This window comes from Achromobacter mucicolens, assembly GCF_902859725.1.
Lineage (GTDB): Bacteria > Pseudomonadota > Gammaproteobacteria > Burkholderiales > Burkholderiaceae_B > Achromobacter > Achromobacter mucicolens.
In genome coordinates this window covers 156,376-177,205 of record NZ_CADIJP010000001.1, presented here as the reverse complement: position 1 = coordinate 177,205, position 20,830 = coordinate 156,376, and the positions used below count along the sequence as shown (strand labels likewise).

Below are 20,830 nucleotides of genomic sequence, written 5' to 3'. Positions count from 1 at the left end.
ACTTGCGATACATCGCTTCCGTGTCCGCCCTCATGGCCTATGCTGATCGCTCCGGCCCGGGGGGCCGCCTTGCTGAAGGAGCAGTGCATGCTGGACCACATCACCATCCATGTGAGCGACTTCGCGCGCAGCCGCGCGTTCTACCAGAGCGCGCTGGCGGCCTTGGGCTATGTGCCACGCAAGACTTTCGAGACCGACATGGGCTTTGGCGCCGGCGATCCCGCCGATGCCGACAACCCGGGCGGCGGGTTCTGGATCCATGAAGGCACGCCTTGCACCCCGCGCGTGCATGTGGCCTTCCGCGCCCGCAGCCGCGACGAGGTCGACGCCTTCCACCGCGCCGCCTTGGCCGCCGGCGGCCGGGACAACGGCCCGCCGGGATTGCGGCCCCACTACCACCCCAACTATTACGGCGCCTTCATCCTGGATCCCGACGGCTACAACGTCGAGGCCGTGTGTCACCGCCCCGTCTGACCGCACAGCGCGCGCGGGAACACCTCAGCGCACGCCAACGCGGACATCCGCACGCGGGGCATTGAATCGATGCAGGAAATGAAATGCCGACGCGGCAGAATCGAAGGATTCGCGTCGCGGGGAGGGGAGCTTGCTGGGGATTGATGGAGCGGGTGAAGGGAATCGAACCCTCGTATGAAGCTTGGGAAGCTGCCGTTCTACCATTGAACTACACCCGCTCGGGTGTCGTGCCGCAGCCGTGGGCCGGGCAGAGCCGCGATTATAGCGCGGCTTTTTTTCGGGCGGGGCGGCGGCAAACCGCCCCGTTCCGGTCAACTGCTACGGTAAATCGCTACGATCCCCCGCAGCGATCAATTCGCCGTGATGTTGGCCGCCTTGACCACCTTGCCCCAGCGGTCCAGTTCGGTCTGCGTATAGGCGCCCAGTTCCTTCGGACCCATGAACGTTGCCTCGGCGCCCTGCTCGGCCGCCTTCTTGCGGAACTCGTCGGTCTTCATGATCTTCTGGATCTCGCCGGCGATCTTGTCCACGACTGGCGCGGGCGTGTCCTTGGGCGCATACATGGCAAACCACGACGAGACGATCAGGTCGGGGTAGCCGGCTTCGGCGGCCGTGGGCACGTCGGGCAGCGACGGCAGGCGGGCGTTGCCCGTGACCGCCAGCGCGCGCAGCTTGCCCGCGGCGATCTGGCCCAAGAGATCGTTCAGCGCGGGACCGGTGCCCTTGTAGGGAATGTGCGTGATCTGCGTGCCGGCCATCTGGTTGAGCAGTTCCGTGGCGACCTGCTGCAACGAGCCATTGCCCGACGACGCGTAGTTCAGCTTGCCCGGGTTGGCCTTGGCGTAAGCGACCAGTTCCTTCAGGGACTTGATGGGCAGGTCCGGGCGCACGACCACGACCTGCGGTGCCGACAGCACGTTGGCGACGGGCGAGAAGTCCTTGATGGGATCCCAGCCGGCGGCGGGCGTCACGTGCGGGGTAATGACCTGAAAGCCCGAGTATTGCAGCAACAGCGTGTAGCCGTCCGGCTTGGCGCGGGCGACGGCCTGCGCGGCGATGCCGCCCGAAGCGCCGGGCTTGTTCTCGACGACGACGCTCTGGCCCAGTGCCGCGCCCAAGGGCTGGGCGATCAGGCGGGCGGCGATGTCGGTGGTGCCGCCGGGCGCGGCGGACACGATCAGCGTGACGGGGCGATTGGGGAAATCGGCCTGCGCGCTGGCGGCGCCGGCGGCAAAGGTCAGGGCAAAGGCGGCGCTGGCGCGCAGGGCGGTGGGCAGGCGGAAAGAGGCCATGCGTTGTCTCCTGGGTATTGTTATCTGTGGGTGGTGTCAGGTACTGCAGGTACTGCTGAAAAACGGCTGTTCAATCAGACGCCGGCCGGAAACCGCTCCGCCAGCCACGCCGGCGGCGCATGCAGGGCCAGCCTGGGGCCCGCCTGCAACAGCGCGTTGGACAGATCCCGCTGAACCAGGCCCGGCAGACCGCGGACGATGGCCAGCAGCGGTTCCAGCGACACGCCGGTCTGCACGCCCATGCACGCGAACATGTGGACCAGTTCTTCGGTATTGACGTTGCCGCTGGCGCCCGGCGCATAAGGACATCCGCCCAGGCCGCCCGCCGCCGCGTCAAAGCGGATGATGCCGGTCTGCCAGGCCGCGATGGCGTTGGCGAGCGCCATGCCGCGCGTGTTGTGCAAGTGAACGGTCAGCGGCGTGGCCGGCAGGCGGGCGGCAGCCTGTTCGCACAGCGCCCCCACTTGCGTCGGAAACGCCATGCCCGTCGTGTCGCACAGCGTGATGCCGGCAGCGCCCGCATCGACCAGCCGCGCGGCCAGGTCCAGCACCGTGTCGGGAGGCACGTCGCCATCGAAGGGACAGCCGAAAGCGGTCGACAAGGACACGTTGCAAGGCGCGCCGGCGTTCGCCGCGGCGGCCAGCACCTGCGACAGCTCGGCAAACGACTGGTCGCGCGTCATGCGCAGGTTGGCGCGGTTATGCGTCTCGCTGCACGACATGACCAGGTTCATTTCGTCGGTGCCGGCTTCCAGCGCGCGTTCCAGCCCGCGCACGTTGGGCACCAGCGCGGTGTAGATCACGCCGGGACGGCGGCTGATGCGTCGCATGACGTCGACGGCGTCGGCCAGGGCGGGAATGGCCTTGGGCGACGTGAAGCTGGTGACCTCGATGCGCGCGAAGCCGCATTCGGACAGCGCGTCCACGAAGGCGACCTTGTCGTCGGTGGACACCAGGGTCTTTTCGATCTGCAGGCCGTCGCGCGGGCCGACCTCGTTGATCTCGATGCGGTCGGGTCCGTGGTTCATGCAATCACTCCCTTGGCGCGCAGCGCGGCGCGCTGTGCTTCGGTCAGGCCAGCGGACGCCAGCACCGCGTCGGTATGTTCGCCCAGCGTCGGCGCGCGCTCGCGCACCGCGCCGGGGTTGGACGACAGATATGGGAAGACGGCGGGCATCTCGACCTGCACGCCCGCAGCCGATTTCATCGACGTGATGGCGTTGCGGGCGCGGTAGTGCGGGTCCTTGGCAATATCGGCCACGGAATAGATGCGGCCGGCCGGCACGCCCGCTTCCAGCATCGCGGCCAGCACGTCGTCGATCTGGCGTTGCTGCGTCCACGCGCCGATGGCGGCGTCGATCTCGTCCACGCGGCGCGCGCGTCCGTCGTTATGCGCCAACGCCGGATCCTGCCCCAGGTCGTCGCGGCCGATGCGTGCCATCAAGCGGGTGTAGATAGCGTCGCCGTTGCCGGCGATGAGCACATAGCCGTCCTGGCAGGGATAGGCATTGGAGGGCGCGATGCCGGGCAGCGACGCGCCGGCAGGCTCGCGGACCGCGCCGAACACCGAATACTCGGGCAGCAGGCTCTCGCTGAGATTGAAAAGGCTTTCATACAGCGCGGTGTCGATCACCTGCCCCACGCCGCCCCGCGCATCGCGCTGGTAAAGCGCCAGCATCACGCCCAGCGCGCCGTGCAGGCCGGCGATGGTGTCGCCCAGCGACAGTCCGGCGCGCACCGGCGCGCGGCCCGGCTCGCCGTTCAGGTAGCGCAGGCCCGCCATGGCTTCGCCAATCGCGGCAAAGCCCGGTTCGCGCGCCTTCGGGCCGGTCTGGCCGTAGCCCGAGATGCGCAGCATGATGAGGCGGGGATTCAGTTCGTGCAGCGCCTCCCACGACAGGCCCCACTTTTCCAGCGTGCCGGGACGGAAATTCTCGATCAGCACGTCGGCCTCGCGCGCCAGCAGGCGCACGATGTCCTGGCCTTCCTGCTGGCGCAGGTCCACGCAGACCGACTGCTTGTTGCGCGACTGCGCCTCCCACCACACCGACGTGCCCTCGTGCAGAAGGCGCCATTTGCGCAGCGGATCGCCCTGGCCCGGAGGTTCGATCTTGATGACCTGCGCGCCAAAGTCGGCCAGGGTCTTGGCCGCAAAAGGCCCTGCGATGAGTTGTCCCAGTTCCAGCACACGAATGCCGGCAAGAATCTGCCCTGCCATATCGCCTCCCAGGCGCGTCCTACGGTAATGATGGGCGGCAGTGTGCGCGCAAAACGTCAGGATGCGGAATGGACAATCGGGGAAAGGGGCATTCCCGGAACGAGAAACCCCGGGCTAACCCTCAGCTCTCGCCACGCAGATGGGCCAGCAGCAGCCGCGCGGCCACGGTGAGGGTGTCGGCGTCGCGCACGCCCAGCAGCAGCCAGCGGCGCGCCCATTCGTCGGTCAGAGGAATCAGGCGGATCGGCATGGATCGCGCGTGCGGCTCGGCGGCAATGCGCGGCAGGATGCCCACGCCGCGCGTGGCCGCCACCATGCGGCAGATGGCGTCAAAGCTGCGCACCTGAATGCGCAGCCGCATCGCCCGGCCCATGCGGCCGCTTTCCTCGGACAGGCGGGTCGCCAGCGACGTCGCGGGCGGCAGGCCCACGTAGTCGTAGGCCAGCGTGTCCGCGAAGGCGACCTGCGGTTCGGCCGCGAGCGGGTGGCGTTGCGGCACGATCAGCACCAGTTCGTCCAGGCGGTACGGGAAGGTAGCCAGGCCATCTGCCGGTGTGCGATCGGCAAACACGCCGATGTCCGCGCGGTTCTCAAGCACGGCGGTGACGATGTCGATGCTGTTCTGCTCTTCCAGGTCGATCCGCACCGCGGGGTGCTCGTCCATGAAGGCGGCCAGGTCCTCGGGCAGGAACTGCGTCAGCGACGAGGTGTTGGCGGCGATCCGCACCTGCCCGCGCACCCCTTGCGCGAAGTCCGACAGCGCGCCGGCCATCTGTTCCACTTCCTGCAGCACCCGCAGCGCGTGCACCAGGCACGCCTGGCCGGCGTCGGTCAGTTCCACGCCGGCGGCGTTGCGGTACAGCAGGGGCGACCCGAGCGCCGCTTCCAGGTCGGAGATACGCTTGCTGGCCGCGCCCACCGCCAGATGCGACTGGCGCGCGCCGGCCGAGATGCTTCCCTGGCGAGCCACGGAGACAAACAGAGCGAGCGTGACGAGGTCGATCCGGGCAACGTTCATGAAAAAGGACTACAGCACAGGGAAACCGGGCTGAAACTATAGCCGCAGGAAAGCGGGATAAATGTGTCCCTATTTTAGTCCTTCTGACCGGCTCCGCGCGGGCAAGCCTGCCACTACAATCCCGCCTATGAATACGAATAGCCCCACGAACACCCCCGCCAGCCCCCCTGCAGACACCGCCGCAGACGCGTCCGCCCAGCCCGCCGTGAGCCCTGCCGCCGCGCCCGCCGCCGTCTCGGCCGAAACGCAGGCCGCGCTGGCCAGCGCCGCCTATGCGCCCAACAGCCCCGGCGCCACCCACATCCGCAGCTTCGTCCACCGCCGCGGCCACATCACGCAGGGCCAGCTCGCCGCGCTGGAGCGCCTGATGGGCCAATGGTCCATTCCGTACGCCCCCCGCCGCCTGGATCCGGCCGCCGCCTTCGGACGGCAGGCCCCGACGGTGCTGGAGATCGGCTTCGGCATGGGCGAGACCACCGAAAAAATCGCCCTCGCCCGGCCTGGCGACAACTTCCTGGGCGTGGAAGTCTTCAACGCCGGCGTCGGTTCGCTGCTGCGCCGCATCGAAGACTCCAGCATCCAGAACCTGCGCATCATCCAGCATGACGCCGTGGAGGTCGTGCGCGACATGATCGCCCCGGATTCCCTGGCCGGCGTGCACATCTACTTTCCGGACCCCTGGCCCAAGAAGCGCCATCACAAGCGCCGCCTGATCCAGCCCGCGTTCATCTCGCTGCTCGCCAGCCGCATCGCTCCCGGCGGCTACATCCACTGCGCCACCGACTGGGAAGATTACGCGGTGCAGATGCTGGAAGTGCTGAGCGGCGAGCCGCTCTTGAAGAACACCGCTGACGGTTACGCGCCGCGCCCCGACTACCGTCCCCTCACCAAATTCGAGACACGCGGCCTGCGCCTGGGCCACGGCGTCTGGGACCTGATCTTCAAGCGAGCCGCCTGATGCTCTATCCGCCGATCGAACCCTACCGTCAAGGCATGCTGGATACCGGAGACGGACACCAGATCTATTGGGAAATGTGCGGCAATCCCAACGGCAAGCCCGCCGTCTTTCTGCATGGCGGACCCGGCAGCGGCTGCTCGCCCGTGCACCGGCAGTTGTTCGATCCGCAACGCTACAACGTGCTGCTCTTTGATCAGCGCGGCTGCGGCCGTTCGCATCCCCACGCCAGCCTGGACAACAACACCACGTGGCATCTGGTCGCAGACATCGAGCGCCTGCGCGAAGAAATCATGGGCGCGGAAAAGTGGCTGGTGTTTGGCGGCTCGTGGGGGTCGACGCTGGCGCTGGCATATTCCGAAACGCACCCGGCGCGCACCAGCGAGCTCGTGCTGCGCGGCATCTTCGGGCTGCGGCGCGCCGAGATTCAGTGGTTCTACCAGGAAGGCGCGTCGTGGCTGTTTCCCGACCGCTGGGAAGGGTACCTGGCGCCGATCCCCGAAGCCGAGCGCGGCGACCTGGTCGCGGCGTACCACAAGCGCCTGACGGGCAGCGACCCCGCCGAGCAACTGCGTGCCGCCAAGGCCTGGAGCAAATGGGAAGACAGCACCATCACGCTGCTGCCCAGCCCGCGCCACCAGCAAAGCCATGCCGCCGACCGCGCGGCGCTGGCCTTCGCGCGCATCGAGAACCACTATTTCTTCAACGCCGGCTTCATGGAAGAAGGCCAACTGATCCGCGACGCGCACAAGCTGCGGGGCATCCCGGGCACCATCGTGCAAGGCCGCTACGACGTGTGCACGCCCGCGCGCACCGCGTGGGACCTGCATCGCGCGTGGCCCGAGGCGCACTTTCATCTGGTGCCCGATGCCGGCCATGCCTTCGACGAACCCGGCACGCTGGCGCGCCTGATCGCCGCCACCGACGACTACGCCAAACAGTGAGGACCCCTGTCATGCACATCACCCTGAACGGAGACGCCCGCGAGTTCCCGCTGGACACGACGGTGAACGAACTGCTCGAAACGCTGGGCTATGCCGGCAAGCGCGTGGCCGTCGAACGCAACGGCGAAATCGTGCCCAAGAGCCAGCACGCGCAGACGACATTGACCGACGGCGACCAGATCGAAATCGTCGTGGCGGTGGGCGGCGGCTGACCGCCTTATTTGCAGCGCTTCGGCGCCGCACCGCACGTCACCTTGAAGGCCGCTGACACACAGCGGCCTTTTTGCATGCCGCCCGGCGCATGAGGCGGCGTACATCCGCGGATACCAACGTCCTGCGAAGGTGCCAGCATTGTTGCGTAGTCTGGCAAGAGGCTAGCAACCTGTTACACCGCGCCCTCTCGTCGTACGGCAAATGTGCGAGTCATAATCGTTTCTGTCGCGCCGCCATGCCCCCGGCAGGCGCCTTTGGAGCACGCAGGTTTTCTCACCGCAACATCGATAAAAGGAAACACTATGGGTCTGCTCAATTTCATCAAGGACGTTGGAGAAAAGCTCTTCGGCGCCAGCGAGGCTAAGGCCGCGACGGCGGAAGAATTGAAGAAAGAGCTCGATAAGCACGGCCTGAACGCGGATGGCCTGCAAATAACGGTGGACGGCGACAAGGTCACGGTCGCCGGTCAGGCGTTGAGCACGGAAGAGGCCGAGAAGATTTCGCTGGCGCTGGGCAACACCGTGGGCGTGGCCGCGGTGGACAATCAGTTGCAGGTCAAGCAGGCCACGCCGGAAGCCAAGATGTACACCGTGCAAAAGGGCGACAACCTGTGGAAGATCGCCGAAGCGCAATACGGCAAGGGCCAGGGCGCCAAGAACACGCTGATCTTCGAAGCCAACAAGCCCATGCTCACCAGCCCCGACAAGATCTACCCGGGCCAGGTGCTGCGCATCCCGCCGCTGTCGTAAGCGGCCCGCATTCCGACAATCCGGGGGACACCCATGCGTTCTCCGGCTTGTGTCGCGGCGCGGCGCCCCCTGCCCGCCGCGATTGCTTGGCCAGACGCAACGTCTGGCCATTTTTTTGAACGCGCCGATCACTGCGGAGGCCGACAGGCGCGCCTGCGGCTTTACACAGCCTAGGCTAGAATGGCCGCCCCGCCGCCCGGCCGCCCGAAGGCGGGGCAGCCCCCTCGGGGGGCAGCAAGCGAGCAAAGCGAGTGCGGCGTGGGGGCCTATTTCATTCCGAATCGGCCCAAGCCCTTCATGCCGCCCATGGCGCGCATCATCTTGGCCATGCCGCCCTTTTTCATCTGCTTCATCATGCCCTGCATTTGCTCGAACTGAGCCAGCAGGCGGTTGACCTCCTGGACCGGCACGCCGGAGCCGGCCGCGATGCGGCGCTTGCGCGAGGCCTTGATGAGTTCGGGCTTGGCGCGTTCGGCGGCCGTCATGGAATTCAGGATGCCTTCGGTGCGGCGAAGCTGCTTTTCAGCCTGGCCGCCCTGCAACTGGCCGGCGGCCTGCTGGAACTGGGCGGGCAGTTTTTCAAGCAGCGAGCCCATGTCGCCCAGCTTTTTCACCTGGCCGAGCTGGTCGCGGAAGTCGTTCAGGTCGAACTTGTTGCCCGACTTGATCTTGGACGCAAGCTTCTGCGCCTCGGCGATGTCGATGTTCTTCTGCGCCTGTTCAACCAGCGAGACGATGTCGCCCATGCCCAGCACGCGCTGCGCCATGCGGTCCGGATAGAAGGGCTCCAGGCCGTCCAGCTTTTCCGACACGCCGACGAACTTGAGCGGCTTGCCCGTCACGTGGCGCACCGACAGGGCCGCGCCGCCGCGCGCATCGCCGTCCAGCTTGGTCAGGACGACGCCAGTCAGGGGCAGCGCTTCGGCAAAGGCGCGCGCGGTGTTGACCGCGTCCTGGCCCTGCATCGCGTCCACCACGAACAGCGTTTCCACCGGCTTGACCAGGTCATGCAGCGCGCGGATCTCGCGCATCATGGCCTCGTCGATACCCAGACGGCCGGCCGTATCCAGGATCAGCACATCGTAATGATGGCGGCGGGCGTGATCCACGGCGCCGCGCGCGATGTCTTCGGGCTTCTGGCTGGGGTCGGAAGGCAGGAAATCCACGCCGACCTGCGCGGCCACGCTCTTTAGCTGGTCGATAGCGGCCGGACGATAGACGTCGGCGGACACCACCAGCACTTTTTTCTTGCCGGTCTTGCGGCCGTGCTGGGTGTGCTGGCCCTCGGTGAGCCAGCGCGCCAGCTTGCCGGTGGTGGTGGTCTTGCCGGCGCCCTGCAGGCCCGCCATCAGGATCACGGCGGGCGGCTGGACGGCCAGCGACAGTTCGTTGGCGTCGGCGCCCAGGTCGCCGCCCATGAGGGCGGTCAGTTCCTTGTGGACGACGCCGACCAACGCTTGGCCCGGGCTGAGGCTGCCGGCGACTTCTTCGCCCAGCGCCTTTTCCTTCACCCGCGCGACAAAGTCGCGAACGACCGGCAGCGCGACGTCGGCTTCCAGCAGCGCCATGCGCACTTCGCGCAGCATCTCCTGCGTGTTGGCCTCGGTAAGGCGGGCTTCCCCGCGCAGCGTCTTGACGACACGCGACAGGCGTTGAGTTAGGTTATCGAGCATGAGAGGCGTTTCCGCTTAAACTAGTCGATTGAACGGTGGCCGCAGGCGCGGATTCTGCGCTTTCGGGTGACGTGCACCCCAAAGGCCCCATCCAGACAACGGTTTCTATGTCACTAGGCATTGTATTTCACACAGCGGCTGCCTTGGCGTACGCAGTGCTCGGGGGGTCGCTCTGGATCCGCCTGGCCGGCGCCAAGGAAGTGGAACAGACCGGCAAAATTGCCCGTCTGTGCCTGCTGGGCGCCCTGGTTCTCCATGGAATCGGGCTGCAACAATCGATGCTGGGCGCCCAGCATCTGTTCATCGGATGGGCGCTTGCCCTGTCCGCCGCCGTCTGGCTGGGCATGGTGGTGTTCTGGGTGGAAAGCCTGCTCGTGCGCATTGACGGCCTGCAGTTGCTGCTGCTGCCCGCCGCCGCCATCGCCAGCGGGCTTGCCGCCATCTTCCCGCAAGGGCAGTTCGTGCCGCATGCGAACGACGCCTGGCTGCGCGTGCACCTCCTGATCGCCCTGGCGGCCTACGGGCTCATCACCATCGCGGCCCTGCACGCCATGATGATGGCGCTCCTGGACCGCCACCTGCACCGGCCCCTGGACGCGCCGGCCGAGCGCAGCATCATCGGGCGCGTGCTCGATTCACAGCCGCCGCTGCTGGTGCAGGAGCAACTGCTTTTCCGCATCATCTGGATCGGGTTCGTCGTACTGACGCTGGCGGTGGGGTCGGGCTCGATCGCCTCCATGAAGCTGACCGGCAAGATCCTCCCGTTCGACCACAAGACCGTTTTCACGCTGCTGTCCTGGCTGACCTTCGGGGTGCTGCTGGCCGGGCGGCACATCTGGGGCTGGCGCGGCCGCGTCGCCCTGCGCTGGACCCTGACGGGTTTCGGTTTTTTGATTCTGGCCTACACCGGCAGCCGGTTCGTGCTGGAAATGATTCTGCATCGAGGCTGACGTGGGCAAGTTGCTTTTCTGGATCGTTCTGATCATCCTGGTCCTGTTTGTTGCCCGCGTCGCCGGCCGCATGGCCGCCCAGCGGCAGGCCGGCCCGAAGAAAAAGGCGCAGGCCGACGCGGCCCCGCCGACCCTGGAATCCATGGTGCGCTGTGCCCATTGCGGCATCCATCTGCCCCGCTCCGAGGCCTTGCTGCAGAACGGCCAGACCTGGTGCAGCGCCGACCACGCGCGCCTAGGCCCGGCCAAGCGCTGATCCCCAGTCCTCTGGGCGGGCCAAGTGGCCGGATAGGGCAATCGGCGGGCCCACGGCATAATGGGTGCCGGAATCCTCACTCGCTCCCTCCCTATGCCTTTGCTCCTGGATCGACATGGCTGGCTGGCGCCGGCTCCGGGCGTTTCCCTCTTGCGCTCGCCCAACTGCGACACGCGCCCCGCGGGCGCGCAGGTCTCGCTGCTGGTCCTGCACAACATCAGCCTGCCGCCGGGCAAGTTCGGCGGCCCCGAAGTCGCGGGCCTGTTCCTGAACACGCTCGACTACGGCTCGCATCCCTGGCTGGAACGCCTGCGCGGGTTGCGCGTGTCCGCGCACTTTTTCATTCGCCGCGACGGCGGCATCATGCAATTCGTCTCCACGGACCGGCGCGCCTGGCACGCCGGCGTGTCGCGCTTTGCAGGACGCGAGCGCTGCAACGATTTTTCCCTCGGCATCGAACTGGAAGGCACGGACACGCTGCCCTACACTGACGAGCAATACGCGTCGCTACGCAAGCTGACCCACACGCTGCGCGCGCGCTATCCCCTGGTCGCCGCCCAGGGACACGAGCATATCGCCCCGGGGCGCAAGACCGACCCCGGGCCGGCATTCGACTGGACGCGCTTCGGGCGCGACAGCGGCTTTGCGCGGCGGCACCTGCCGCCGCCCTGACCCTTGAAAGGATTGGCTATGTTGAAGATCTGGGGACGCCTGACATCCGTCAACGTTCAAAAAGTAATGCTGGCCGTACGCGAGCTGGCGCTGCCGCACACCTTTGTCCAGGCAGGCGGCCCCTACGGCGTGGTCGACACCGACGATTACGCGGCAAAGCTCAATCCCAACCGCCTGGTGCCGGTCATCGACGACGGCGGCTTCATCCTTTGGGAGTCCAATGCCATCGTGCGCTACCTGGCGGCACGCTACGGCGTGGGCACGCTGTGGCCTGAAGATGTCTGCCTGCGCGCCGACGCCGACCGCTGGATGGACTGGCAGGCGACCGAATGGCAGCCGGCCATGGTGCCGGCATTTCTGGGCCTGATCCGCACGCCCGAAGACAAGCGCGACAAGGCCGCCATCGAGAAATCCGTGCAGCGCTCGAACGCGCGCGCCCTGATCCTGGACCAGGCCCTGCAAGGCCGCGAGTTCATCGTGGGCCGTCATCTCACGATGGGTGACATCGCGCTGGTCGCGGCCGCGCATCGATGGCTCGCCATGCCGATTGAACGGCCCGATACCCCTGCGCTATCGGCGTGGTATCGGCGAGTCATGATGCGCCCGGCCCCGCAAGGCGTGCTGACCTTGCCGCTGGCGTAATCGCGCAGGCTACTCCACCCAGGGCGTCTGGGCCCAGATCTGCCGCAGGCGCGCATCGTCGCCCTTCAGGCGCTCCTGCCACTGCGGCCCGTCCACGTAGTCCATTTCCGTGAACTGCTGCTTCATCTGGGTCTGGAACGCCGGATTGGCCGCCACCTTGCCCAGCGCCTGCCGCAGTTTTTCCGACACGTCGGCGGGCAGGCCCTTGGGCCCGACGATGCCGCGTTCCGAGGCAAACACCAGGTTCACGCCCAATTCCTTGAACGTGGGCACATCCGGGCCCAGCGGCGAGCGCTTTTCGCTCGCCTGCGCCAACACCCGCATATTCTTGCCGTTGTAGGGCATGACCTCGCCCAGATTCAGGCCGCCAATGACGGTATGCCCCCCCAGCACCGAGCTGCGCAACGGGCCCGCGCCGTTATACGGAACGTGATTGAGCTTGGTGCCCGTCTGCGCCTGGAACAACACCAGCGCCAGATGATCGTCGGTGCCCACGCCCGTCGATCCATAACTCACCGCATCCGGCCGTTCCTTGGCGGCAGCGATCAACGCCTGCAAGGTCTTGTATGGGCTGTCGCTGGCCACGCTGAACGCGCTGGGGTCGCGGACCAGGTTGGCCAGGTACGTGAAGTCATCCCCGGTGAAGCCCGCCTGACGCTCGATCGGCAGCGACACCAGCCCCGGCATGTTCGTCATTGCCAGCGTGTAGCCGTCCGGCTTGGCGCGCGCCACGTAGGACAGGGCGATCGCGCTGGACGCGCCCGGCTTGTTCTGGACAACGACGGTCGTGCCCAGTTCCTTTTCCAGGAAGACGGCCAAGGCACGGGCCGTCAGGTCGGTGCCGCCACCGGGCGCAAACCCGACCACCAGTTCGATGGGCCGGTCAGGCCAGGCCCATGCCGGCAAAGCGGCGCAAAGGCCGGCAACGGACAGCGCGGCGCGCACGAGGGTCTTGCTCATAAGCAACATTTTCTTGTCTCCAGTTGTTATGTCATTGGGCCGGAAGGCCGTCTTTGAAATGGTGTGCGCCGTCGTGGCGCGCTACGCCAAGGCGCGATCTGCCGAGGCGGACAGCACCTTGCCGGGATTCATCAGCCCTTGCGGGTCCAGGGCATGCTTGATGCGTCGCATCAGGTCCAGTTCCACCGGACTCTTGTATCGCTCCAGGTCGAGCACCCGGCGTTGGCCGATCCCCTGCTCGGCGCTGATAGACCCGCCGGCCTCGTGCACGCGGTCGTGGACGAGCTGCTGGATCGCCGACTCCGGCACGCCCTGCGGCGGCAGCAGGTTGTAATGCAGATTGCCGTCGCCCAGATGACCGAACACGCGCATGCGCACGCCGGGAAACGCCGTGGCCAAGGCGTGGTCGGTGGCCCGCACAAAGGCAGGGATGCGTGAGGCGGGCAGCGAGATGTCATGTTTGACACACGCGCTGGCCTTGGCCAGTGCCAGGGTGATGCTCTCGCGCAGGTGCCAGAATGCGGCGCTTTGCGAGCCGGACACCGACACTGCCGCATCCAGCGCCTCGCCGGCCTCCAGCGCGGCCGCCAGCACGGCTTCCAGCCGCGTCTGCGCGTGCGTTTCGTCCTCGCTGTCCGATAGCTCCAGCAGCGCGCACCATGCGTCCGCGGGCAGATCGGCGAATGGCAGGCGCTGCTGCGGGAAAGCCTGGACCACGTCACGCAGGCACGCCGCCGACATCACTTCAAATGCGGTCAGTCCGGCGCCGAAGCCCGCGCGTGCGCGTTGCAGCAGTTGCAGGGCCTGCTCAAGGCTGGCGACCGCGATCAGCGCGGTTCGCTGCGCGACCGGCAACGGAAACACTTTGAGCACCGCCGCGGTGATGATGCCCAACGTGCCCTCGCTGCCGATGTACAGATCGCGCAAGTCGTAGCCCGTGTTGTCCTTGCGCAGGCCGCGCAGGCCATGCCAGATCTCGCCCTGCGGGGTGACGACCTCCAGTCCCAACGCAAGCTCGCGCGCGTTCCCGTAACGCAGCACCTGCGTGCCGCCAGCGTTGGTGGCCAGATTGCCGCCAATGGTGCAGCTTCCTTGCGCCCCCAGCGATAGCGGAAAGAGCCGGCCCGCCTGGCGGGCGGACGCCTGCACCGCCTGCAGCACACAACCCGCTTCAACCGTGATGGTGTCGTTGTCCAGATCCAGGGCGCGCACCCGGTTCATGCGCGCCAGCGACAGCACCACGGCAGAACCGCTGACGTCCGGCGTGGCGGCCGCCACCTGTCCGGTGTTGCCGCCTTGCGGGACGATCGGAACTCCGGCTGCCGCGCACAGACGCACGACTTGCGCGACTTCGCCGGTATCGCCCGGCCGCAACACCGCCATGGCCCGGCCCGTCACGGCCTGGCGCCAATCGGTCAAATAGGGCTGGGCCTCCGCGCCCGTCAGCACGTTCGCCTCGCCCAGGCAGGCAGTCAACGCCGCCCGCAGCGCAGCCGGGGTCATGCCTGCATCTCCCGGTCGGCGATCGGCGTGAGCAGCGCGCCGCTGCGCAGGAACGCTGCAACATTATCGAAAACCAGATCTGCCATCGCGGCCCGCGTCTCGTGCGTGGCGCTGCCCGCATGCGGCATCAGGGAAACCTGGTCCAGATCGGCAAAATCGGCGGCATCGGTGGGCTCCTGCTCAAGCACATCCAGCCCGGCGCCGCCCAGCTCGCCCGAGCGCAACGCAGCCAGCGCCGCCGCCTGGTCCACGACGCTGCCGCGCGCGATGTTGACCAGAATCCCCCGCGGGCCCAGCGCGCGAATGACGGGCGCATCGACCAGATGCCGCGTGGCGGCCCCGCCCACGCAAGCCACCACCAGAAAGTCGGCCCACGCGGCCAGGTCCACCAGTGATGCTTCATAGGGGTATGGCGACTGCGGCCTGGGGCTTCGATTGTGATAGCGCACCTGCATGTCGAAGCCCGCGCCCCGGCGGGCGATCGCTTCACCGATGCGGCCAAGTCCCAGGATGCCAAGCCGCTTGCCCGATACCCGGGTCGCAACCGGAAATTGCCCAATGGCGCGCCACTGGCCCGTCTTCACGTAGCGATCGCCCACGGCGGTACGCCGGGCCGCCGAAAGCATCAGCGCCCAAGCCAGATCGGCGACGCAGTCGTCCAGCACGTCGGGAGTGACGCTGATCCCGATGCGCCGGTTGGCGGCGGCGCGCAAGTCCAGGGTGTCGTAACCCACCCCCCAGCTGCACACGGCCTGCAGATTCGGCAACGCGTCGAACATCGGCTGCGTGAAGCCATGCCGGACAGACGTCACCGCAACCCGCGGCTCCGCCAATTCTTCGCCAAATGCCGCGAGGCCCCGCGGTTCCCGCCATGCCTGCAGGACGCGGTAATGGGCGGCCAGGCGCGCATCGAACGCGGCGCCCAGCGATGCGACCTGCACCACCTCGTAGCGGGCAGTCACGCACGGCCTCCCGCGCTGGCGGGAATGTAGTTGGCCGCGGCTGCGGCCTCAGCGAAAGACAGGCCGTCCCGAATGCCGCGCTCCACCCGCTCATCCACCTCCAGCGCGTGCTTTGCCGCCGCCAGCACATCCTGCAACCGCGCGCGCGGCACGGCGATGAGCCCGGTGTCGTCGCCAACGACAAGATCGCCCTCGGCGACCTGCACGCCGCCGATGGTGACGGCTTCTCCCATGGCCTGCAGGCGCAGGCGTGTCTTGCCGGTCAACGGAGTGACATGGCGGCTCGCCAGCCACAGTCCCGTCGCGCGGATTTCATCGACGTCGCGGCAGGCGCCATCGATGACGACAGCGGTTGCCTGGCGCCGCGAGGCGGCCAACGAGGCAATGCCGCCAAAGGTGGAAATGCAGGTCCCCCCGGCGTCCACCATCAGCACGCGCCCGGGGCCTGTGGCAGCCACCAGGCGCCCCACCGCGAAATCGGCGCGGTCAAAGTCTCCCAGGCCGCCCCAGACGTGGCGCGCGGTGACCGCAAAGCCAGCGATACGGCCTTGCCCGCCCCGGCGCTCAATGCCCTGCACCACGCCGGCAATGCCCAGCGTATCCATCGCATCGGCCCAGGTGCTGGTGCCGATGGCGGCGCAGCGCGCCAGCAGTTCTTGATCGTTGTCGCTCATTCAGTAGGTTCTCCCGTCGGTATCGACCGTGCGGCCGCTCAGTCGATCTGTGCGCCGGAGAGCTTGACGCCCTCGGCCCACCGCTTCGCCTCGTCGTTGATGAAGGCCTGGAACTGCTGGGGCGAGCTGTTGTTCACATCGCCGCCCATCTCCTGCAGCCTCTTGGTCATTTCAGGCGTGGCCACGACGCGGGCGACATCCTGGTAGATCTTTTCGCGCAGGGCGTCCGGCATGCTGGCCGGCGCGAAAAGGCCAAACCAGGTCGCGGCCTCGAAGTTCTTCATGCCCGCCTCGGCCATCGTCGGGACCTGCGCGATGGCCTCGACGCGGCGCGGATGCGCCAACGCGATGGCATTGAGCTTGCCCGACTGGATGTGGGGCAACGCGGCCGACAACGTGACGAAGGCCATCTGCACCTGTCCGCCTATCAGGTCGGTCAGCATCGGCGCATCGCCGCGGTACGGCACATGGACCAGCTTGATTCCCGTCCTGGCCTTGAACAGTTCGCCCGTCAGGTGCTGCGGCGTGCCGTTGCCGGTGGACGCCAGGCTCAACCCCTGCGGCGCGGCCTTGCCGTACTTGATCAGATCATCTAGGGTCTTGACCGGCAGCGAGGGCGAGGTCACGAGCACCAGCGGAATCGTGGACGTGAGCGTCAGCGGCGCGAAATCCTTCAAGGGATCGTAGTTAAGCTTCTTGTACAGGCTGGCGCTGATGGTGTGGGCGGCCGTCGTCATGTAGAGGGTGTAGCCATCGCCGGGCGAACGCGCCACCTGCTCGGCGGCTACCGTGGTGCCCGCGCCTGGCCGGTTGTTGACGATGACCTGCTGCCCCCATGCGGCCGGCAGCTTCTCCGCGATAAGGCGCGCGATGACGTCCGTGGCGCCGCCGGCTGGATACGGCACCACCAGCGTCACGGGCTTGTCGGGGTAGCCCGCTGCCTGCGCCGCGGCCCCACCCAACGCCAGCCCCATGCCGATGGCCACGCCGGCAATGCAATTGCGCAACTTCATTGTCCTGTCTCCTGTGGATGTCGTTATCGTGACTACTGAAGTACGTACTGCCCGCCCCGGCGCTCTATGGCACCGTGAGCGCATTCCTCCTTACGGCGTCTGCACGGCCTCCTGCGCCTCGCGCCAGGCCAGCAGCCGATTCACGCCCTCCGCCATGCCGACCCGAGGTTGCCAGCCGATATGTTGGCCAGCCAGGTCATGCGGGATGTGGAAGGCGCCGCCCGACGTCAGGCGCACCGTGCCGGGCGGATCCGGCTTGATTTCAGGCTGAAGGTCGCTCTTGCAGTAGTCCAGCACCAGCCGCACCAGTTCACCGGTGGTGATGGGCGCGGGCCCCGACACATTCACCGCGACATCGGTGGCGGCGCTTTCAAAGGCGGCCACATTGGCGCGCGCCACGTCCGAGACGTGCACGAAATGCTTGGTGTCCGTGCCGTCGCCCGGCAGCACGGGCCGCTCGCCCTTGCGCACACGGTCGTAGGTTTCCATGATGTACAGGGAGTTGGCGGCGCGGTAATGCTGCCGTTCGCCGTAGACCGTGGAGTAGCGCAGCACCACGTAGTCCAGCCCGGCCTTCTGGTAGTACTGGCGGCATAGCTGCTCGCCCATGATCTTGGACGCGCCATACAGGATGGCCGCGGGAGGCGCGCCCACCGAATGGAAGGGGCCGTTCTCGACCAGCGCGCCCGCAATGCCGGTGCCATAGCCATACACGGCATTGGACGAGGCGAAGACAATCTTCTTCACCTTGTTGGCGCGGCAGGCCTCCAGCATGTTCTGCGCGCCACGGATGTTCACGTCCACGGCCTGCCAGGGCGTCTGGGCAAATCCCAGCGTCATGTAGGCGGCAAGGTGCAGCACGCCGTCCACGCCCTCGGTGGCGGTCAGCAGATCGGGCAGGCGCATCAGGTCGCCGCGCACCACTTTCACGCGGGGATTGTCCTGCAGATGCGCGATCGCCTCTGGCGTGCCGAACGCGAAGTTATCCAGCAGGATGACTTCCTTGACGCCGGCCGCCAGCAGCGCATCGGCCGTGTGCGATCCCACCAGGCTGGCCGCACCGGCAATCAGGATGCGCGCGTCGGCCAGGGACAGCGCCGCGCCTTGTTTCTTTTCAGTCGTCATGTTTGCTCAAAGTCCCATCGGTTTGTCGTGCATGCCCCAGTACAGGCTCTTGACCTGGCTATAGAGGCGCAGGCCGTGCAGGCCTTTCTCGCGCCCGATGCCGCTGGCCTTGAAGCCGCCGAACGGGGTCGCGATATGCGATTGCTTGTAGGTGTTGATCCAGATGGAGCCGGCCTCGATCTCACGCGCCACGCGCCAGGCGCGGGCGTAGTCGCCGGTCCACATGCCCGCGGCCAGGCCGAAGGCGGTGTCGTTGGCCTGCTGGACCACATCGTCCTCGTCCTCGAACGGCAGCGCCACCAGCACCGGCCCAAAGATTTCTTCCTGGCACACGCGGGCGCCGTTGCCCAGCCCATCGATCACGGTCGGCAGGTAGAACCATCCGTTGGCCAGTTCGCCCTGTGTGGGCGCCGCGCCTCCGACCAGGACTTTCCCGCCCTCGGCACGGCCAATGTCCACATAGCCCGCCACCTTGTCGCGATGCGCCCGCGAGACCAGCGGCCCCATCTGCGTGGCTGAATCGTCGGGCAGGCCGACGCGGACCTGCCGCGTGCGCTCCACCAGCGCCTGCATGAAACGCCCGTAAATGGACTTCTGCACGAACAGACGCGACCCGGCCACGCAGCTCTGGCCGGCCGACCCGAAAATGCCCGACATCACGCCTGCCACCGCGCGATCGAGGTCGGCATCGTCAAAGACGATATGCGGCGATTTGCCGCCCAGTTCCAGTCCGACCGGAATCAGGCGCTGGCCCGCAATGCCGCCAATGGCGCGGCCGGTTTCGGTGCCCCCGGTGAACGACACCATGCGCACGCCCGGATGCCTGACCAGCGCCGCGCCCACGTCTTCGCCATGGCCGGGCAGAACGGTCAGCAGACCTTCCGGCAGCCCCGCCTCGGCGCAGATGCGGGCCAGTTCCAGCGCCAGTTGCGGCGTTTCCTCGGACGGCTTGATCAGCACCGCGTTGCCCGCGGCCAGCGCTGGCGCGGCCTTTTGCGCTTCGTTCATGATGGGCGAGTTCCAGGGCGTGATGGCCGCGATCACGCCAAAGGGCTCGGCCAAGGCCATGGAAAAGTATTCCCCACGCGGCGACGTCATCTCGTTCTGCCACGTCTCGCACACGGCGGCGTAATAGCGGAAATGCCCGGCCGCGCTGTCGACCATGTTCAGGCATTCCTTCCAGGGCTTGCCGCTGTCCAGCATCTGCAGGCGCGCCAAGGGCTCGCGCTCGGCGGACAGGCGGCGCCCGATTTCGTACAGCGTGGCGGCGCGCTGGTCGGGACGCAGCTTGCGCCAGGGTTTGTTTTGATAAGCGTCCCAGGCGACCGCGACCGCGGTATCAACGTCCTGCGGCAGCGCGCGCGTGACGATGCCGGCAATGCTGCCGTCGGCCGGGTTGATGGAGGTGATGACGGCGTCGCCGTCTTGGCTCTGGCGCCAGTTGGCGCCCAGCCGGAAGGGCTTGTGGCTCGATGCGTCCATAACGTCTATGAATCCGGAGGGCTTCGGTAGACGTCATCATCGTCCGGTCAATTATTAGACACAAATAGATATTTCTTCACTATTATTAGCCGATGGCTATCAATATCAAATACCGGCCGCTCAAGGCGTTTCTGCTTGCGGTGGACACCGGCTCCTTCACCCACGCCGCCAATCACCTCGGCGTGACACAACCGTCCTTCACCGCCCTGATCCAGGACCTTGAAGAAGTGCTCGGCCTGCGGTTATTCGAGCGCACCACGCGCAGCATCAGCCTGACCTCGGCCGGGCAGGACTTTTATGCTCGCGTGCAGCGGCCCATTGCCGACCTCGAAGAGGCCTACCGCAGCCTGGCAGACCTGGCTGCCGTGCGGCGCGGCAATGTGGCGCTGGGCGCCCTGCCCTCGGCCGCCCTGACACTTCTTCCCGCCGCCACCGGCACGCTGCGCCAGGCGCATCCGGCGCTGAAGGTGCGGGTGGTCGAGGCCCACAACGACGAACTGGTCGCCCTCTTGCGCACGAACCAGATCGAGTTCGCCGTGGCCGCGCAGGCCGAGCCGGCGTCCGACCTGACGTTCACACCCTTGGGCGAGGACTGCTTTTGCGCCGTCTTTCCCGCTGGTCACCCGCTGGGCGAGGCCCCGGGCAAGCTGCACTGGCGCGACGTGCTGCGCTACGACCTGATCCTGCTCTCGCAGGGGTCCCATGCGCGCCAACAGTTCGACCGCGCCGTGCGCGATGAGGTCGGGGCGCCGACCACCGCGCTGCGCTACGACGTCACGCACATGGGCACGGCGGCCGGCATGGTGCGTCAGGGGCTCGGCGTCAGTGTGCTGCCGCGGCTGGCGCTGCCGGAACTGAACCTGTCCGGCCTCCTCTGCACGCCCCTCTGCGACGCGTCGGCGCGCCGCTACATCGGCGTGCTGCATCGTCGCGACAGGACGTTGTCGCCGGCCGCGCAGGCGCTGGTCGAGCAACTGGAGACGGCGATGGCCCACATCCAGCAGCGGCTGTTGCCATTGCCCCCGATCACTGCCGACGCCTGAAAGAACTCGACA

General features: G+C 67.2%; 22 protein-coding genes and 1 tRNA gene. 10 read left to right on the top strand and 13 right to left on the bottom strand.

Annotation, left to right across the window (positions count from 1 at the left end):
• Nucleotides 1-87 precede the first annotated feature (87 nt).
• The gene (locus HV786_RS00800; RefSeq protein WP_128829317.1) at nt 88-474 is read left to right on the top strand and encodes a VOC family protein; all 387 of its coding nucleotides are present in this window, start codon (nt 88-90) and stop codon (nt 472-474) included.
• Nucleotides 475-618: 144 nt separating this feature from the next.
• Here HV786_RS00800 and HV786_RS00795 read toward each other — a convergent pair.
• The 5 genes from HV786_RS00795 to HV786_RS00775 form a co-directional block, all read right to left on the bottom strand.
• Nucleotides 619-692: transfer RNA gene (locus HV786_RS00795), tRNA-Gly, on the bottom strand.
• 132 nt (nt 693-824) lie between these two features.
• On the bottom strand, nt 825-1,766 hold the full coding sequence (locus HV786_RS00790) for a Bug family tripartite tricarboxylate transporter substrate binding protein (protein WP_128829318.1): 942 nt from the start codon (nt 1,764-1,766) through the stop codon (nt 825-827).
• A 74-nt stretch (nt 1,767-1,840) separates the two neighbouring features.
• Nucleotides 1,841-2,794 carry a hydroxymethylglutaryl-CoA lyase gene (locus HV786_RS00785; protein ID WP_128829319.1) on the bottom strand — a complete coding sequence of 318 codons (954 nt, stop codon included), beginning with the start codon at nt 2,792-2,794 and terminating at the stop codon, nt 1,841-1,843.
• Complete coding sequence (locus tag HV786_RS00780) at nt 2,791-3,984, bottom strand: CaiB/BaiF CoA transferase family protein (protein WP_175209695.1); 1,194 nt, start codon at nt 3,982-3,984, stop codon at nt 2,791-2,793. Before HV786_RS00780 ends, HV786_RS00785 begins: the two co-directional genes overlap by 4 nt.
• 121 nt (nt 3,985-4,105) lie before the next feature.
• Nucleotides 4,106-5,002, bottom strand: a complete 897-nt coding sequence (locus tag HV786_RS00775) for a LysR substrate-binding domain-containing protein (RefSeq protein WP_056324924.1) — start codon at nt 5,000-5,002, stop codon at nt 4,106-4,108.
• Between the two features lie 127 nt (nt 5,003-5,129).
• Here HV786_RS00775 and trmB point away from each other — a divergent pair, with 127 nt between their 5' ends.
• The 4 genes from trmB (at nt 5,130) to lysM (ending at nt 7,863) form a co-directional block, all read left to right on the top strand.
• Nucleotides 5,130-5,960: a tRNA (guanosine(46)-N7)-methyltransferase TrmB gene (gene trmB / locus HV786_RS00770; RefSeq protein WP_254599426.1), complete on the top strand. Its 831-nt coding sequence runs from the start codon at nt 5,130-5,132 to the stop codon at nt 5,958-5,960.
• Nucleotides 5,960-6,901 carry a prolyl aminopeptidase gene (gene pip, locus HV786_RS00765; protein WP_128829321.1) on the top strand — a complete coding sequence of 314 codons (942 nt, stop codon included), beginning with the start codon at nt 5,960-5,962 and terminating at the stop codon, nt 6,899-6,901. Before trmB ends, pip begins: the two co-directional genes overlap by 1 nt.
• 11 nt (nt 6,902-6,912) lie before the next feature.
• Nucleotides 6,913-7,113, top strand: a complete 201-nt coding sequence (thiS, locus tag HV786_RS00760) for a sulfur carrier protein ThiS (protein WP_128829322.1) — start codon at nt 6,913-6,915, stop codon at nt 7,111-7,113.
• A gap of 303 nt (nt 7,114-7,416) precedes the next feature.
• Nucleotides 7,417-7,863, top strand: coding sequence for a peptidoglycan-binding protein LysM (gene lysM / locus HV786_RS00755; RefSeq protein WP_056324913.1), 447 nt, complete (start codon nt 7,417-7,419; stop codon nt 7,861-7,863).
• Between the two features lie 266 nt (nt 7,864-8,129).
• Here lysM and ffh read toward each other — a convergent pair whose 3' ends face one another.
• The gene (gene ffh / locus HV786_RS00750) at nt 8,130-9,536 is read right to left on the bottom strand and encodes a signal recognition particle protein (protein ID WP_056324911.1); all 1,407 of its coding nucleotides are present in this window, start codon (nt 9,534-9,536) and stop codon (nt 8,130-8,132) included.
• A gap of 107 nt (nt 9,537-9,643) precedes the next feature.
• Between ffh and HV786_RS00745 the strand changes: the two genes are divergently transcribed.
• The 4 genes from HV786_RS00745 (at nt 9,644) to HV786_RS00730 (ending at nt 12,056) form a co-directional block, all read left to right on the top strand.
• Nucleotides 9,644-10,486 (top strand): cytochrome C assembly family protein, encoded by an 843-nt coding sequence (locus HV786_RS00745; RefSeq protein WP_062839871.1) that lies wholly within the window; start codon nt 9,644-9,646, stop codon nt 10,484-10,486.
• A gap of 1 nt (nt 10,487) precedes the next feature.
• Complete coding sequence (locus HV786_RS00740; protein ID WP_128829324.1) at nt 10,488-10,742, top strand: PP0621 family protein; 255 nt, start codon at nt 10,488-10,490, stop codon at nt 10,740-10,742.
• A 93-nt stretch (nt 10,743-10,835) separates the two neighbouring features.
• Entirely contained in the window at nt 10,836-11,414 is a 579-nt protein-coding gene (ampD, locus tag HV786_RS00735) for a 1,6-anhydro-N-acetylmuramyl-L-alanine amidase AmpD (RefSeq protein WP_128829325.1), read from the top strand.
• An 18-nt stretch (nt 11,415-11,432) separates the two neighbouring features.
• Nucleotides 11,433-12,056, top strand: coding sequence for a glutathione S-transferase family protein (locus tag HV786_RS00730; RefSeq protein WP_128829326.1), 624 nt, complete (start codon nt 11,433-11,435; stop codon nt 12,054-12,056).
• Nucleotides 12,057-12,065: 9 nt separating this feature from the next.
• Here the strand turns inward: HV786_RS00730 and HV786_RS00725 are convergent, their stop codons facing one another.
• From HV786_RS00725 to HV786_RS00695, 7 genes are all read right to left on the bottom strand, one after another.
• A complete protein-coding gene (locus tag HV786_RS00725; protein WP_252870315.1) occupies nt 12,066-13,016 on the bottom strand; it encodes a tripartite tricarboxylate transporter substrate binding protein in 951 nt (316 codons plus the stop codon).
• A gap of 81 nt (nt 13,017-13,097) precedes the next feature.
• The gene (locus HV786_RS00720) at nt 13,098-14,519 is read right to left on the bottom strand and encodes an FAD-binding oxidoreductase (RefSeq protein WP_128829328.1); all 1,422 of its coding nucleotides are present in this window, start codon (nt 14,517-14,519) and stop codon (nt 13,098-13,100) included.
• Entirely contained in the window at nt 14,516-15,481 is a 966-nt protein-coding gene (locus tag HV786_RS00715) for a 2-hydroxyacid dehydrogenase (RefSeq protein WP_175209693.1), read from the bottom strand. The genes HV786_RS00720 and HV786_RS00715 overlap by 4 nt, the downstream gene beginning before the upstream one ends.
• Complete coding sequence (locus HV786_RS00710) at nt 15,478-16,155, bottom strand: RraA family protein (RefSeq protein WP_128829329.1); 678 nt, start codon at nt 16,153-16,155, stop codon at nt 15,478-15,480. Before HV786_RS00710 ends, HV786_RS00715 begins: the two co-directional genes overlap by 4 nt.
• A 38-nt stretch (nt 16,156-16,193) precedes the next feature.
• Nucleotides 16,194-17,168: a tripartite tricarboxylate transporter substrate binding protein gene (locus tag HV786_RS00705; RefSeq protein WP_128829330.1), complete on the bottom strand. Its 975-nt coding sequence runs from the start codon at nt 17,166-17,168 to the stop codon at nt 16,194-16,196.
• Nucleotides 17,169-17,258: 90 nt separating this feature from the next.
• Nucleotides 17,259-18,293, bottom strand: a complete 1,035-nt coding sequence (locus tag HV786_RS00700; RefSeq protein WP_128829331.1) for an NAD-dependent epimerase/dehydratase family protein — start codon at nt 18,291-18,293, stop codon at nt 17,259-17,261.
• Nucleotides 18,294-18,299: 6 nt separating this feature from the next.
• Nucleotides 18,300-19,775: an aldehyde dehydrogenase gene (locus tag HV786_RS00695; RefSeq protein WP_128829332.1), complete on the bottom strand. Its 1,476-nt coding sequence runs from the start codon at nt 19,773-19,775 to the stop codon at nt 18,300-18,302.
• A 92-nt stretch (nt 19,776-19,867) separates the two neighbouring features.
• Here HV786_RS00695 and HV786_RS00690 point away from each other — a divergent pair, with 92 nt between their 5' ends.
• Entirely contained in the window at nt 19,868-20,818 is a 951-nt protein-coding gene (locus HV786_RS00690; protein ID WP_128829333.1) for a LysR family transcriptional regulator, read from the top strand.
• The last annotated feature ends 12 nt before the right edge of the window (nt 20,819-20,830 follow it).